The organism is Chryseobacterium lathyri (assembly GCF_030812195.1).
Classification (GTDB): Bacteria; Bacteroidota; Bacteroidia; order Flavobacteriales; family Weeksellaceae; genus Chryseobacterium; species Chryseobacterium lathyri_A.
Genome location: NZ_JAUSSF010000003.1, coordinates 402863 through 418337, shown reverse-complemented (window position 1 = coordinate 418337; position 15475 = coordinate 402863). Strand labels below are relative to the sequence as shown.

At 33.3% G+C, this 15475-nt stretch carries 16 protein-coding genes; 13 read left to right on the top strand and 3 right to left on the bottom strand.

Translation table 11 applies throughout. The features are described 5' to 3' along the window. Positions 1–2: 2 nt before the first annotated feature. The 13 genes from J2T03_RS17080 (at position 3) to J2T03_RS17020 (ending at position 12662) form a co-directional block, all read left to right on the top strand. The gene (locus J2T03_RS17080; protein WP_307220446.1) at positions 3–1037 is read left to right on the top strand and encodes a polysaccharide biosynthesis protein; all 1035 of its coding nucleotides are present in this window, start codon (positions 3–5) and stop codon (positions 1035–1037) included. 9 nt (positions 1038–1046) lie between these two features. Then, on the top strand, positions 1047–1469 hold the full coding sequence (locus J2T03_RS17075; protein WP_307220444.1) for a WxcM-like domain-containing protein: 423 nt from the start codon (positions 1047–1049) through the stop codon (positions 1467–1469). Position 1470: 1 nt separating this feature from the next. Continuing rightward, a complete protein-coding gene (locus J2T03_RS17070; protein ID WP_307220441.1) occupies positions 1471–2589 on the top strand; it encodes a polysaccharide biosynthesis C-terminal domain-containing protein in 1119 nt (372 codons plus the stop codon). A gap of 347 nt (positions 2590–2936) precedes the next feature. Beyond that, positions 2937–3821 carry an O-antigen ligase family protein gene (locus tag J2T03_RS17065; protein ID WP_307212906.1) on the top strand — a complete coding sequence of 295 codons (885 nt, stop codon included), beginning with the start codon at positions 2937–2939 and terminating at the stop codon, positions 3819–3821. Next, complete coding sequence (gene wecB, locus J2T03_RS17060; protein WP_307221116.1) at positions 3769–4905, top strand: non-hydrolyzing UDP-N-acetylglucosamine 2-epimerase; 1137 nt, start codon at positions 3769–3771, stop codon at positions 4903–4905. Before J2T03_RS17065 ends, wecB begins: the two co-directional genes overlap by 53 nt. Beyond that, the gene (locus J2T03_RS17055; RefSeq protein WP_307212903.1) at positions 4905–6110 is read left to right on the top strand and encodes a glycosyltransferase family 4 protein; all 1206 of its coding nucleotides are present in this window, start codon (positions 4905–4907) and stop codon (positions 6108–6110) included. Before wecB ends, J2T03_RS17055 begins: the two co-directional genes overlap by 1 nt. Further along, on the top strand, positions 6111–7004 hold the full coding sequence (locus tag J2T03_RS17050) for an NAD-dependent epimerase/dehydratase family protein (protein WP_307212900.1): 894 nt from the start codon (positions 6111–6113) through the stop codon (positions 7002–7004). Positions 7005–7006: 2 nt separating this feature from the next. After that, on the top strand, positions 7007–7969 hold the full coding sequence (locus J2T03_RS17045) for an MraY family glycosyltransferase (RefSeq protein WP_307212898.1): 963 nt from the start codon (positions 7007–7009) through the stop codon (positions 7967–7969). A 10-nt stretch (positions 7970–7979) separates the two neighbouring features. Beyond that, on the top strand, positions 7980–8525 hold the full coding sequence (rfbC, locus tag J2T03_RS17040; RefSeq protein WP_307212894.1) for a dTDP-4-dehydrorhamnose 3,5-epimerase: 546 nt from the start codon (positions 7980–7982) through the stop codon (positions 8523–8525). 93 nt (positions 8526–8618) lie between these two features. Further along, positions 8619–9920, top strand: a complete 1302-nt coding sequence (gene rimO / locus J2T03_RS17035) for a 30S ribosomal protein S12 methylthiotransferase RimO (RefSeq protein ID WP_307212891.1) — start codon at positions 8619–8621, stop codon at positions 9918–9920. A 366-nt stretch (positions 9921–10286) separates the two neighbouring features. Then, on the top strand, positions 10287–10919 hold the full coding sequence (locus tag J2T03_RS17030) for a hypothetical protein (RefSeq protein WP_306843387.1): 633 nt from the start codon (positions 10287–10289) through the stop codon (positions 10917–10919). 19 nt (positions 10920–10938) lie between these two features. After that, positions 10939–11679 (top strand): hypothetical protein, encoded by a 741-nt coding sequence (locus tag J2T03_RS17025; RefSeq protein WP_306843388.1) that lies wholly within the window; start codon positions 10939–10941, stop codon positions 11677–11679. Between the two features lie 611 nt (positions 11680–12290). Then, positions 12291–12662, top strand: coding sequence for a septal ring lytic transglycosylase RlpA family protein (locus J2T03_RS17020; protein WP_306843391.1), 372 nt, complete (start codon positions 12291–12293; stop codon positions 12660–12662). Between the two features lie 49 nt (positions 12663–12711). On the opposite strand, the gene J2T03_RS17015 is transcribed toward J2T03_RS17020, so the two are convergent. The 3 genes from J2T03_RS17015 to porX all read right to left on the bottom strand — a co-directional run bounded on the left by J2T03_RS17015 (position 12712) and on the right by porX (position 15432). Beyond that, positions 12712–13476 (bottom strand): exodeoxyribonuclease III, encoded by a 765-nt coding sequence (locus J2T03_RS17015; RefSeq protein ID WP_306843393.1) that lies wholly within the window; start codon positions 13474–13476, stop codon positions 12712–12714. Beyond that, complete coding sequence (locus J2T03_RS17010; RefSeq protein ID WP_307212888.1) at positions 13473–13766, bottom strand: YciI family protein; 294 nt, start codon at positions 13764–13766, stop codon at positions 13473–13475. Before J2T03_RS17010 ends, J2T03_RS17015 begins: the two co-directional genes overlap by 4 nt. 121 nt (positions 13767–13887) lie before the next feature. Continuing rightward, positions 13888–15432, bottom strand: a complete 1545-nt coding sequence (porX, locus tag J2T03_RS17005) for a T9SS response regulator signal transducer PorX (RefSeq protein ID WP_111956614.1) — start codon at positions 15430–15432, stop codon at positions 13888–13890. Positions 15433–15475: the final 43 nt, after the last annotated feature.

The window sequence follows — 15475 nt, the reverse complement described above, 5'->3', positions numbered from 1 at the left end:
ATATGCAGATAAAAGATAGAATACTTCTTATTACCGGCGGAACAGGCTCTTTCGGGACGGCAGTCTTAAGAAAGTTTATAAATACAGAACACTTCAAAGAAATCAGAATTTTTTCCCGCGATGAAAAAAAGCAGGATGATATGAGAAATCAATTTAAAAATGATAAATTGAAATTTTATATCGGTGATGTAAGAGATTATAAAAGTGTTGAACCTGCCATGAGAAATGTAGATTATGTTTTTCATGCAGCTGCATTAAAACAGGTTCCTTCTTGCGAGTTTTTCCCAATGCAGGCAGTAAAGACTAACGTTGAAGGAACTCAAAATGTCATTGATGCTGCTGCAAAAAATAGAGTAAAAAAAGTGATCTGTCTAAGTACTGACAAAGCAGCCTATCCTATCAATGCAATGGGGATTTCAAAGGCTATGATGGAAAAAGTAGCGGTAGCTGCTTCCAGAAACTTAGAAGATACCATTGTTTGTCTTACCAGATATGGAAATGTAATGGCTTCAAGAGGGTCTGTAATACCATTATTTATAAAACAAATTAAAAATGGTAATGAGATTACTATTACAGATCCCAATATGACTAGGTTCTTAATGTCATTAGAGGAAGCTGTTGATTTAGTATTATTTGCATTTGAACATGGAAATCCAGGAGATTTATTTGTTAATAAGGCACCTGCAGGTACTGTAGGTGATCTGGCACAGGCATTAAAAGAAATGTTTAATGCAGATAATCCTATAAAAATTATTGGAACAAGGCACGGTGAAAAACTTTATGAAACATTATGTACTCGTGAAGAAATGATCAAAGCAGAAGATATGGGCGATTTCTATAGAATCCCTGCAGACAACAGAGATTTAAACTATGCCCAGTATTTTTCAGAAGGCATAGAAGACGTATCAAAAATAGAAGATTATCATTCACATAATACAGAACAGCAGAATGTTGAAGGGATGAAAAATCTTTTGTGGAAACTTCCCCTGATAAGAAAAGAGATTTTAGGTGAAGATCTAATGCAGTATCCTGATTAAAAAATAAACATGGAAACTCCGGAAATTTTTGAAGGTGGAACTTATTCTGATGAAAGAGGAAATCTCTTTTTCAATAATAATTTCAATGCTTCTAAAGTTAAAAGAATCTACTGTATAGAAAATATTGATACTGAATTTATCAGAGGCTGGACTGGTCATAAGATTGAGCAACGTTGGTTTTCAGCAATTCAGGGAAGTTTTGTTATCAGGCTGATCAAGATAGATAATTGGCGAGCCCCATTAAAGGAATCAAATGTTTTAAAGTTCAAAATAGATTCCAAGAAATTAAGCGTTCTTCATGTGCCAAAAGGATATGTAACTGCTATCCAGGCTGGAGAAAAAGGTTCAAGATTATTAGTAATGGCAGATTATTATTTAGGAGAAATAGATGATGATTTCCGTTTCCCTTTAGATTACTTTGTAAATTTATAAAATGAAAAGAATAGGAATTACAGGACAGAATGGGTTTGTAGGCTCACATTTATATAATACTTTAGGTTTAAAGTCTGATGAGTTTGAGAGAATTAATTTTGAAAGAAATTTTTTTGAAGATTCTGAAAAGCTGGATGAATTTGTAAAACAATGTGATGTCATTGTACATTTGGCGGCTATGAACCGTCACCCTGATGCTGGAGTGATTTTTAATAATAATATAGATTTAGTGAAGATTTTAGTGGCCTCGCTGGAAAGAACAAGATCAAAAACACATGTTTTGTTCTCGTCTTCATCACAAGAAGAGAAAGATAATCTATACGGAAAATCTAAAAAAGAAGGTAGAGAAATCTTTGCAGAATGGGCAATGAAATCTGGAGGAAAATTTACAGGTTTGATTATTCCGAATGTATTTGGACCATTTGGAAAGCCAAATTACAATTCTTTTATTGCAACGTTTTGTCATAAGCTGACTCATGATGAAACTCCCGTTATTGATAATGATGGTAAAGTAAAGCTTATTTACGTTGGAGAACTGGTTCAGGAAATTATTGATAAAATTGAAACTGCTGAAACCCAGAATATATATGAAGTTCCACACACTTCAGAAAATAAAGTTTCAGAAGTTTTGGAAAAATTGAAGAAATATAAACAACTATATTTTGATAATGGAGAAATACCAGAATTGACAACAAGATTTGATTTAAACCTTTTCAATACATTTCGTTGCTACTTCGAAATTAGGGATCATTATCCTGTAAAATTTACTCAACATATTGATCCGAGAGGTGCTTTTGTGGAAGTGATCCGGCTTGGAATAGGTGGACAGTGCTCTTTTTCCACAACAGTTCCGGGCATCACCCGTGGAAATCATTTCCATACCAGAAAAATAGAAAGATTTGCAGTCATAAAAGGAAAAGCATTAATACAGCTCAGAAAAATTGATACGGAGGAAGTGTTGGATTTTTATCTGGATGGAAAAGAACCTGCATATGTAGATATGCCAATTTGGTATACTCATAATATTAAAAATATTGGCGAAGAGGAATTATATACCATTTTTTGGATCAATGAACCTTTTAATGCTGAAGATGCTGACACTTACTTTTTGGAGGTTTAAATATGGAGTCACTAAGAAAGGATTATATAAAGAATAATATAGAGTTCTTTTTCGTTTTCCTGATTACTTTTGGATATATATTTTTTTATTCATTTGCAATTCCATTCAATACCTCTAATCATTATTTTATTGTTCCTTTTCGTATTATTATATTTTTTACAGCTATATATATTGTATATAAGAATTTTGAAAATATAAAAAAAAGAAGATCAACTATTTTTTTTATTTGCTTTTTTTGGCTTTTTTACTTATTTAAAGCATTTTATAGCTTTAATTACTATAATTTCTTTATTAAAAAAACTTTAAATCTCGAATATGAGGTCTATATAAGGATAATATGTCTGAATATGACTCCTTTTGTGGCGCTTCTAAGTATCAGTTTTTCAAAAGAAATGGTCAAAAAACTGACCAGCCTCATTTTTAATTTTTTATTAATAATGTTAGGGTGTAGTTTTTTGTATGTTATCTTGGTGAGCCATATTTTTGCTAGAGCAAGTGGTATATTCGTTAGTTACTATATCAATACTGGACATTATGGACTTTCATTGATTATATTATCAGTATTTTATTATTTCTTATCACCTAAAAAAATAATAAAACCAGCTTTAGGAGCAGGATTAGGTTTATTTGCCATATTGATTTCCTCTGCCAGAAGTCCTATTTTAGCTGCTACAGTCCTTGTTATTATAATGTTCTTTTATATCAATAAACTGAAGTATTGGCTGGTATTGGTAACTTCTATAATTATTTTTATTGTTGGAATCTATTATTTGAGATACAGTTCCTTTTCTACCGAATATATTGTAAGAATTTACGATGCAATTTTTGAAGGTAATGGTTATGGAAGATCCTATTATCTGTCTAAAGGGTGGGATGTTTTTAAAAATAACCCATTCTTTGGAGGAACTATTTTATTCGAAGATGGAATGTATCCACATAATATTTTTATCGAAGTATTAATGAGTATGGGAATATTTGGATTGATCTTATTTGGTTTATATTTTAAAGATCTTTTGAAGTTTAAACTAAGTTATATTAAAGAAAATATCTATTATTTACCCTACTTTTTATTTTTCGTTCAGTATCTCGTTCTTGTTCAAACTTCTTACTGTATATTTGCCAATATTGAATTTTGGTGCTTTTCAGCAGTAATTATATCTATAATTTTATTTTGTAATGATGAAAAAATTAAAAGTAATGACGGTCGTAGGCACACGACCGGAGATTATTAGATTATCAAGAGTATTAACAGCTTTGGATGTTTCCGAAGCTGTAGATCATATCATTGTCCATACAGGGCAAAACTACGATTACGAACTGAATCAGATCTTTTTTGAAGATCTGGGCTTGCGTAAACCTGACTACTTTCTAGAAGCGGCAGGAAAATCGGCTACAGAAACAGTAGGAAATATCTTAATTAAAATCGATCCTCTTCTTGAAGAACTTCAACCTGATGCCTTCCTTGTTTTAGGAGACACAAATTCTTGCCTTTGTGCAATTCCAGCAAAGAAAAGACAGATTCCTATTTTTCATATGGAAGCAGGAAACAGATGTTTTGATCAAAGAGTCCCGGAAGAAACCAACCGGAAAATTGTAGACCATACGGCAGATGTCAATCTAACGTATTCAGATATTGCCCGTGAATATTTATTAAGAGAAGGCCTTCCTGCCGATAGAATTATTAAAACAGGATCACCTATGTTCGAAGTATTGAACCATTATTTACCGGAAATAGAAAATTCTGATGTTTTAAAAAGATTAAACCTGGAAGAAGGTCAATATTTTGTAGTATCCTCTCATAGAGAAGAGAATATTAATTCTGAGAAGAATTTTAACGGTTTAATGGATAGCCTTAATGCTATTGCAGAAAAATTTAAATATCCTATTATTGTTTCTACGCACCCTAGAACAAGAAATATGATAGATAAAAAGCAGATAGCAGTAAGACCTGAAATTCAGTTTTTAAAACCATTGGGCTTCCATGACTATAATGCATTGCAAATGAGAAGCTATGCTGTACTGTCTGATTCAGGAACAATTTCTGAAGAATCATCCATCCTTAATTTCAGAGCACTTAATATCAGAGATGCTCACGAAAGACCGGAAGCGATGGAAGAAGCATCAGTAATGATGGTGGGACTTTCCCCAGAAAGAATTTTACAGGGGCTTACCCAGCTTCAACAGCAAAAAACAGGTAAAGAGAGAAATTACCGAGCCGTATCTGATTATTCCATGCCAAATGTTTCTGAGAAAATGGTACGAATTATCTTAAGTTATACCGATTACATTAATAGAGTAGTTTGGAGCAAAAAATAATGAAAAATCTTTGGATCGCAACTGAGCTTTTTTATCCTGAGGAAACCTCCACCTCTTTTATTCTTACTAAAATAGCAAACAAACTGTCAGAAAAATATGATGTAAAAGTTGTTTGTGGAGATCCTGTATATGATACACAAAAAAAAAGTGAGAATTTTACTCTTAATTCTAAAGTTTTTGTTCATAGGATAAAAGGTTTCGGAGGTAATAAAAATAGTTTAATAAGGAGGTCTTTAAGATTTGTCTTTTTAAGTTTTTCAATCTTCTTCTTTCTTTGGGGAAAAGTAAAGAAAGGTGAAAAAGTTTTTATTGTGACTAATCCGGCTCCTTTGATTCTATTCATTTCAATACTTAAAAAATTTAAAAAAATTGAATTGATTATTTTAGTACATGATGTCTTTCCTGAAAATACAATTCCTGCTGGAATCATTAAATCTGAAAAATCATTTACTTACAAGATTTTGAGAAGGATATTTGACAAAGCTTATTCAAATGCTGATCAGCTGATCACGTTGGGAAGAGATATGCAGCAAGTTATTAAAAACAAGATTCGAAGATACAACAGTAATTCAAGAATTGAGATCATAGAAAACTGGGGTGATGTTGAAAATATTTACCCCCTTTCAAAAGAAGAGGTTTTCGATAATGATTCACCTATAAAAAATAAGATTATCTTTCAGTATGCCGGAAATATAGGCAGGGTTCAAGGCCTGCTGGAAATATTGGAGATAATTAAAAAAGTAAATAATGATAAGCTTGCTTTTTATTTTGTAGGGGAAGGAGCAGTTAAGCAAAAGATGCTTCAGTATGTACAGGAAAATAAATTACAAAATGTTTATTTTGGCGAAGTTTATTCAAGAGAAGATCAGCTTTCAGTATTAAACAGAACAGACGTAGCTTTTGTAAGTTTAGCACCTGGTATGTTTGGTTTGGGAGTTCCTTCTAAAACATATAATATTTTGGCTGCCGGAAAGCCTATTTTATATATTGGTGAAAAAAATAGTGAGATTGATCTGCTTGTAAATGAAAAAAATATAGGATATTCGTTTCAGCATTTTGAACATCAAGAGCTTTTAAGTTTTTTTAATTCTTTTAATGAAAAGTCAATCTTAGATTTAAAATTGAAAAAAGAAAAAGCAAGACAGATAGTTGAAGAGAAATTTTCAGAAAACACAATATTGAACAAATTTTATAATACAATTTAGATGAAAGTGCTATTCACAGGTGCTAATGGCTTTTTAGGAAGAAATGTAATTCCTTTACTTAGAGAAAAAGAATTCCATGTAAAAACTTTTGGGACCAGTAACGCAGATTACATGTATAATATCACTAATACAATAGTCCCATTTGATGAAAAATTCGATGCCATTTTTCATGCTGCAGGTAAGGCACATTCTATTCCTCAAAATCAAGCAGATGAGCAATTATTTTATACAGTAAATTATGAGGGAACAAGAAATCTTTGTGAGGCTTTAGAGAGCGCGCTTCCCAAATATTTTATATTCATCAGTACAGTTGCTGTTTATGGAAGGGATTTTGGCGAAAGTATAAATGAAAATGCAGCATTGGAAGGTTATACTCCCTATGCGAAAAGTAAAATCATGGCTGAAAAGTTCCTTATCGACTGGTGCAGAACAAATAATGTGAAATTATTTATTTTAAGACCTTCATTAATCGCTGGTCCTAATCCACCCGGTAATTTAGGAGATATGATTAGTGCTGTAAAAAATGGAAGATACTTTAATATTGCTGGAGGGAAAGCCCGAAAAAGTATCCTCTGGGTGGAAGATCTCGCTGAGATTACAGCTAATATTGTAGGAAAAAATGGAGGGATCTATAATATTTGTGATGATGAAAACCCTAGTTTTAAGGAGATTTCCGATAAGATAGCAAATATTCTAAATAAAAAATCCCCAGCAAGTATTCCTTATTTTGTAGCCAAATTAATAGCCAAAATGGGTGATTTGTTTGGAAATAAAGCTCCTATTAATTCTTCAAGGTTAAGAAAGATTACAGATTCTCTTACTTTCTCTAATGAAAAAATAAAAAGAGAATTAGAATTTAATCCTTCCAACACATTGGAAAAACTTCAATTATAATTATGGAATTTGCACTTGTAATAATTTTATTTTTTATCTCGATGTTGGCTTATTTCAAAATTGCTCACAAATACAATATTATCGATAAGCCCAATCATAGAAGCGCGCATACACAAATTACATTAAGAGGTGGAGGAATCATCTTTCCTGTAGCATTTGTTATTTTCTGTCTTTTCAATCTTAATGAAGCCATACAGAATTATTGGTCCTTCGGGTTAGGACTTTTAGCTATATGTACAATCAGTTTTATTGATGATGTTAAGACTTTATCAAATAAAATCAGACTTTCAGTTCATTTGATTTCAGTAATCCTGCTTTTATATTTTACAGGTGCATTTAGTCTGATGCCTTTTTGGACTTGGCCTATTTTATTTGTCATGATAATAGGAACTTTGAATGCCTATAATTTCATGGATGGAATTAATGGAATGACAGGGATCTATAGTCTTGTAACTTTAGGTTCATTAGCCTATATCAATAAGAATATTATTCAGTTCACAGATGAGAATTTTATATTGTATTCAATTTTAGCATGTCTCGTTTTTCTTTTTTTTAATTTTAGGCAAAAGGCGAAATGTTTTGCAGGAGATGTTGGAAGTATGGGAATTGGTTTTTGGGTAATAGGTCTTATTACCCTTCTTATCATGAGGACCGGAGAATATAAATATATTCTGCTACTTTCAATTTACGGAATGGAGGTAGTCCTTACAATCATTGAAAGGATATTATTGAAAGAGAACATTTTTGAAGCACACAGACGGCACTTATACCAGCTTTTTGCCAACGAGAAAAAAGTTTCACACTTAGTAATAAGTTCGGTTTATGCTGTTTGTCAACTATTAATTAATATATTCTTAATTCATTCACAGCTTCCCGTTTGGGCCATTATTTTGGTTATATTTATTCCTGCGGGAGGAATTTATCTAGGATTAAAATGGAATTTGAAAAAAAAGTACAATTTATAGAAGCATAAACATGAAAATAAAAGAAACTCCACTAAAGGACTGTTATATTATAGAACCGACTATATTCGAAGATGATAGAGGATATTTCTTTGAAAAATTCAATGAAAGAAAATTCGAAGAACTAACCGGAATGAATGGACACTTTGTACAGGATAACATTTCAAAATCTTCATATGGAGTACTCAGGGGGCTTCACTTACAGAAAGGTGAACATGCGCAGGCAAAACTAGTTTCATGTTTAGAAGGAAAAGTATGGGATGTTGCGGTTGATCTTAGAGAAGATTCTCCTACTTTTGGTAAATGGTTCGGATTAGAGCTTACAGCAGGAAATAAAATACAGCTGTATGTTCCTCGTGGGTTCGGACACGGATTTTCTGTATTGAGCGAAACTGCAGTATTTGCCTATAAATGTGATAATTTTTATAATAAAGAATCTGAAGGAAGTGTAAAATTTAATGATCCTGACCTTACCATAGACTGGAAAATTGATGAAAAAGATATGATACTTTCAGAAAAAGATCTGAATGCTCCAAGCTTCAAAGAGAAGAACTTTTAAATAAAACTTTGAAAACCACTTTCCTAAAGTGGTTTTTATTTTTTGAGCTAACTCTTTATTATTTTGTATCTTTGCACACTCAAAATCAAAACGATGCGCACAAAATCTGTAGGGAAGAAGAAAATCAATGTAGTTACGCTAGGATGCTCCAAGAATGTATATGATTCTGAAGTATTAATGAGCCAGCTGAAAGCGAATGGAAAAGAAGTGGTTCATGAAGACCGCGGAGATATTGTAGTGATCAATACATGCGGATTTATTGATAATGCCAAAGAAGAGTCTATTAATACAATCCTTGATTATGTAGAAGCTAAAAACAGAGGTGAAGTCGAAAAAGTTTTTGTTACAGGTTGCCTTTCCGAAAGATACAAGCCGGATCTTATTAAAGAAATTCCGGATGTAGATCAGTATTTCGGGACAAGAGACCTTCCGATCCTTTTAAAGCATCTTGGGGCAGATTACAAACATGAGCTGGTAGGAGAGAGATTGACAACCACTCCTAAGCATTACGCATATCTTAAGATTTCAGAAGGTTGTGACCGACCGTGTTCGTTCTGTGCCATCCCTTTAATGAGAGGTGGACACGTATCTACACCTATCGAAAAACTTGTTTTGGAAGCACAAAAACTGGCAAAAAAAGGAACAAAAGAAATCATCCTTATTGCGCAGGACCTTACTTATTATGGCCTTGATCTCTATAAAAAACGGGCGCTTGGAGAACTTTTAAAAGAGTTGGTAAAAGTTGACGGGATCGAATGGATCCGTCTTCATTATGCTTTTCCAAGTGGTTTTCCTGAAGACGTTCTTGATATCATCCGTGAAGAGCCTAAAGTCTGCAATTACATTGATATTCCTCTTCAGCATATCAATTCCGATCTGTTGAAATCAATGAAACGCGGAACTAACCATGAAAAAACCAATGCACTACTGGCTAAGTTCAGAGAGAAAGTTCCAGGTATGGCAGTTAGAACAACTTTAATCGTAGGTTACCCTGGAGAAACTGAAGAAAGATTTCAGGAGCTGAAAGACTGGGTGCGTGAGCAGAAATTTGACAGACTTGGATGTTTTACCTATTCCCACGAAGAAAATACAGGAGCTTATGTATTAGAGGATAATATTCCACAGGAAGTAAAAGAAGCAAGAGTAGAAGAGATCATGGAGCTGCAGTCACAGATTTCTTGGGAGAAAAATCAGGAGAAGGTTGGGAAAACATTCAGATGTATATTCGATAGAAAAGAAGGCAATTATTTCATCGGAAGAACAGAATTTGATTCCCCTGATGTAGATAATACAGTTCTCGTTTCAGCCGATGAAACCTATATTTCTATAGGAGAATTTGCTGAAGTAAAAATAACTTCTGCAGAAGAATTTGATTTATATGGGGAATTAGTCTGAAAACCTGCTTTTTACAATTAAAATATAGATTTATATTTTTCCGAATATTACCAAAATTTAACTTACTTTATATAGTTGTTAAAATATTGATTATGTTGATTTTCAGCATGTTATTGTTTTATTGGATAAAAGTATCTTATTTTTTTTAGATAAAATGAATAAATTTCAAAATTATATCTTAAATTTGCGCAGTAAGCAATGTTTTAAAATCAAATGCTTCAATGAGTTGCCTATCCAACAAAGCTAAAATAGTTAACCTTAATGGTTCGCAAGTTGGGATGCATCTTCCATTTGGAAATATTGATGGAAAATAATGTAATTTAAAATCTTTAAAAACTTATGAAAAAATTTTTATTAACAGCGACAATGCTCGTTGGCCTTTCGGCAGTTTCCAAGGCTCAGACAACGGGGCGTGTAGGTATTAACACAACCACACCAGCCGCAACATTAGATGTAGTAGCTAATACTACTGACAATGCCAGACCTGATGCCTTACTAGTCCCTCGTATGTCAAGAGCTGAATTAGCAGCTAAAGATGCAGCTTATGTAGCTGCTCAAAATGGAGCTCTTACCTTTGTTACCACTTTAGATGGTACTGCAGCTGGTAAGACAGTAAATGTAACTGGAACTGGCTTCTACTACTATGATGCTCCAAATTCTGTTTGGGTTGCTGTAGGTGGCGGCGGTGCTGCTACCCCTCAGAGATATGAAGGAATCAGAGGTAATATAACATTTGTTAATACAGGTGCTTATACTGTTGCAGCAACGGATAATGTTATAGTTACACAAGCTAGTGTAGGTGTTCAAATTACACTTCCTACACTGACAAATACACCTGCTGATATAGGCCGTATTGTTAAGGTTATTAATAATAATACTACAGCAACGGGATTAACTTATGTAGGATCAACACCTGTTGGGGCGAATTTATCAACTAACCAGGGTAGAGGAATTGAATTCATTTGGACAGGAACTCTTTGGGCTGTTCCACAAAAATAATTTTAAAATTTAGAACAAGATGAAAAATATATTTAGTTTTTTAGCTATTGCAGCTTTTGGTTCCTTAATCAATGCTCAGGTAAACGTTAATAATAATGTTCAGTCTAGCATTAATAATTCAAATGTAGGAATAGACTTAAGCAGTTCTTTTAGTACAGAAGCTGGTGCTGGTCCTAATGTGGGTAAAGGAGTTGTAATCCCGAGTGTAAATTTAGTTAATTTTGAATTTGATCTTGCATTAGCAGATGGTGTTACATTTCCAACATACTTCGACGGTATGCTTGTATATAACAGTTCAACGGGTACAACGCTTACAACCGGTAACAGATCTTCTACTGCGACACCAGTAGCACCAGGATACTATTATTTCTATAATCCAAATGGTGCATCAAATAGTAATGTAACTGCAGGTGTTTGGAGGCCTATTGGCGGAGAATCTCCTAAAGTAACGATTGCTACTACTGAAACAACCACCAATACGCTAATCAATACTACAACAGGTGATAAGCAGCTTTTTGCTATGAAAGGATCTTTTACAGCAAGTGGTACTTCCACAGCCGTAAATATTCCTTCTCCAACAGGGATGACTACTTTATATGGTATTACTATCTATAAAGCAGGAACAAACACTGTTTATGACAGAAGTTTATATTCTTATACAATTGCAACCACTGCAGGAAATGCAATCACGGGTTCGCCAAGTATGTCAGTTGTTTACCCTTCGGGAACATATGATTATGTAATAGAATACTTAAAATAAGATTAATACTTATTTATATATTTAAAACCAATGAGCTATCATTGGTTTTTTGTTTTTATAAGAGTGGTTATAATGGGAGGAATCTTTAGTATTTAAGGACCTCAATTTTGTTTACTTCATTTGAATATAATGAATAAGAAATAAGAATGTTTAAAGCAGAAAGTCAATCCACCTTTTTTAATTAATAGAATTTTGAAGTTACTTTTCTTTCTACTGTTAAAAACCATTGTTAAAATAAATACAGAGTGATATACACCTATGCTCGTATTGACTTCTATTAAACAGGTCTATTCATTTAATATCATAAAATTTTTGTTTTTTATAAGTAACTATAGTCATTATTTAAATTTTTCCAAAAATATTTAAGTTATTGATAATTAGTATTTTAAATAATTTGTAATTTGAATTTTTTCGACAATAAGTTAATTATGTTAACTTTTGATTGTTTTTTTTAACGTTTTTTAACAGTACTACTTAAAACCCCTGTTAATAGGTACTTACAGGCTTTGTTAACATATAATTGAGATTCTGTTAACGGTTTTTAACATATGGAGTAGGGACTTTACAACATTCCTTATACTTTTGCTCCGTCAAAACCAATAAAATTCAAGATGATGAAAAGATTCATTCTCGTAATCATAATGATGATTTCAACCTTAGGTGTTTATTCTTTTACAGGTAATACCTTAGATGCGAAGAAAACAAGTTATGCATCGTACTACCACGATAAGTTTAATGGTAGAAAAACAGCAAGCGGAGAGATCTTTAGTAATTCAAAGTTTACCGCTGCGAACAGAACGCTTCCGTTTGGAACTAATATTAGAGTTACCAATCTGAACAATGGAAAACAGGTAATAGTGAAAATTAATGATAGAGGACCTTTCCATGCATCAAGAGCATTAGATATTTCTAAAGCCGCGTTCGATGAAATCGGAGATATCAGTCGTGGTACCATTCCGGTTGAATATGAAATTGTCGACTAACCTTATGATTTAAATTAAAAAGCCAGCTGATCAGCTGGCTTTTATTATTTTAAACGTTTACTTCCAATAGGGCAGGACAGTGATCAGAATGCACAGCCTCCTTTAGTATTACCGCTCTTGAGAGCTTATCTTTCAGTGTATAGGTTGCAAAATTATAATCTAACCTCCAGCCTTTGTTCTTAGCCCTGGAATTCTGTCTGTAGCTCCACCATGTGTAATTGTCGGGTTCATTATTGAAAAAACGGAAACTGTCAATCAGCTCACATTCTTCAATGAAACTGGTCATCCACTCCCTTTCCATTGGCAGGAAACCGGAAACATTCTTTAAACGGACCGGATCATGAATATCAATAGCCTGATGACATATATTGAAATCACCTGAAATAATAAGATTAGGAATTGTTTTCCTCAGTTCCTTTATATAAGCCAGAAAATCATGGCAGAATTGCATTTTAAACTCTAATCTTTCAATATTGCTGGCAGACGGAACATATACCGAAATTACGGAGTATCCATCGAAATCAGCACGGATGATCCTGCCTTCATTATCATAGCTTTCAATACCACATCCGTATTCAATATGGTTAGGTTTGATTTTTGACGCGATTCCAACGCCGCTATAGCCTTTTCTTACAGCAGAATGCCAATAACTATTATAGCCTATTTTTTCAAGACTTTCAATATCTATTTGATCATTTCCAGCCTTGCTTTCCTGGATACAGACAATATCCGGGTCCGCAGTCTTCAGCCAGCCCAAAAAATCTTTCGTAAAGGCAGCTCTGATTCCGTTAACGTTATATGTAATTAGCCTCATGAGTTTTTAATAAAAAATTTAAAGTGTTCGTTATATTTTGATGGAATAAATTCAGTGATATCATAAACTGCTACCTGATGAATATAAAAAGGATCTTCTTTAATAATCTCTTCAACTTCTTTTTTAGAAACAGCATCGGCTAGTATGATTCCTCCTGTTCTCGGCTCCTTTCTCCCCGAAGCGATAAAATTTCCGGAATGATAATGTTTTTCAAGAAATATATTATGTTCTGGAATGAAGCGCTCTACATTTTCCAGAGCAGTTTTGTAGGTAAGCGAAATAATAAACATTGTTTTTTTGCTAAGATATGAACTCTTGGAGACTATTAAAAGGAGTTGCAAAAAAGAGGCGGCAAAAATCATTCGATTTTTGCCGCCTTAAACCCAAAATTTAAATAAACTATGAAAAAAACTACTTGGGTTCTAAAATGCTGATAGGAATAATACATTCTTCCAATGAGATCCCTCCATGTTGGTAAGTCTCTTTATAGTAATTCACAAAGTGATTGTAATTTTTTGGATAAGCCAGGAAAATATTGTTTTTTGCAAAAATATATTTTGAACTTAAATTTCCTTTTGGAAGGAATAGTTTTTCAGGGTTGGTAACAGCCCATACATCACTGTCGTCATAAGTTAAACTCTTTCCGGTCTTATAACGGATATTTGTTGATGTTTCACGGTCTCCGACTACCTTGCTCGGTTTTTTAACGTATACTGTTCCGTGATCTGTGGTGATCACAAGTTTATATCCGCTTTCTGCAGCTGCTTTGATAATCTTCAGCAATGATGAATTCTCGAACCAGTTAAGTGTAAGAGATCTGAATGTTTTATCATCACGGATCAGCTGGTCTACAATATGATTATCTGTTTTAGCGTGAGAAAGGATGTCAATAAAGTTGTAAACAATTACCAGAAGATCATTGTTCTTATGCTGGTTGAAATCATCATAAATCTTTCGCTCAAAATCTGCATTCAGGACTTTAAGATATTTCATGGATTTAGATCCTAAACCGATTCTTTTCATCTGGTCTTCAAGAAAATCGCGTTCAAACTCATTCTTATTCCCTTCTTCATTATCATTGAACCATTTATCCGGAAAACGCTTTTCAATTTCAGACGGCATCAGTCCTGCAAAGAAAGAGTTTCTTGCATATTGAGTGGCTGTAGGAAGAATACTGTAATAATAATCTTCCGATATTTTATTGTAGTATTTTGTGAATAATGGCTCAATAACCCTCCATTGGTCAAAGCGGAGATTATCCACCATAAGAAGAAGAACTTTTTCTTTCTCTACTTCAGGCTTTACTTTTTCTTTAAAAAGCGTGTGGCTCATTAATGGCTTATCTGGATCTGTAAGCCAGCTTTCGTAATTTTTTTCAATGAATTTGGCAAATTGAATGTTGGCTTCCTCTTTCTGTGATTGCAGAAGATCGGAAAATTCGTTATCCGCTACCTTATCAAATTTAATTTCCCAGCTCAGGATTTTCTTATAATATTCTGCCCATTCCTGGTAAGTTCTGATATAAGAAAGTTCCATAGACAGGTTTCTGAATTCCTGCTGGTACTGAAGAATTGTTTTCTGCTCTACAAGATTATCCTCCTGGAGATTCTTTTTCAATGACAATAAAATCTGGTTGGGATTTACCGGTTTTAGAATGTAGTCCGCAATCTGAGATCCGATGGCTTCTTCCATAATATGTTCCTCCTCACTTTTTGTCACCATCACGATCTTTAAAGAATTATCCTTCTCCTTGATCATGGGAATGGCTTCCAATCCCGAAATACCGGGCATGTTTTCATCAATAAGTGTTAATGCAAATTTCTCCGAATCCATTAGTTCCAGAGCTTCATTTACATTGTTAACAGGGGTTACCTGGTAACCTTTTTTTTCTAAAAATACGATATGGGGTTTGAGTAAATCTATTTCATCATCTATCCATAATATCTTTTCCGACATAATTTATTTTTTTACATGGTTATAGCATCAAAATGTTGACCAA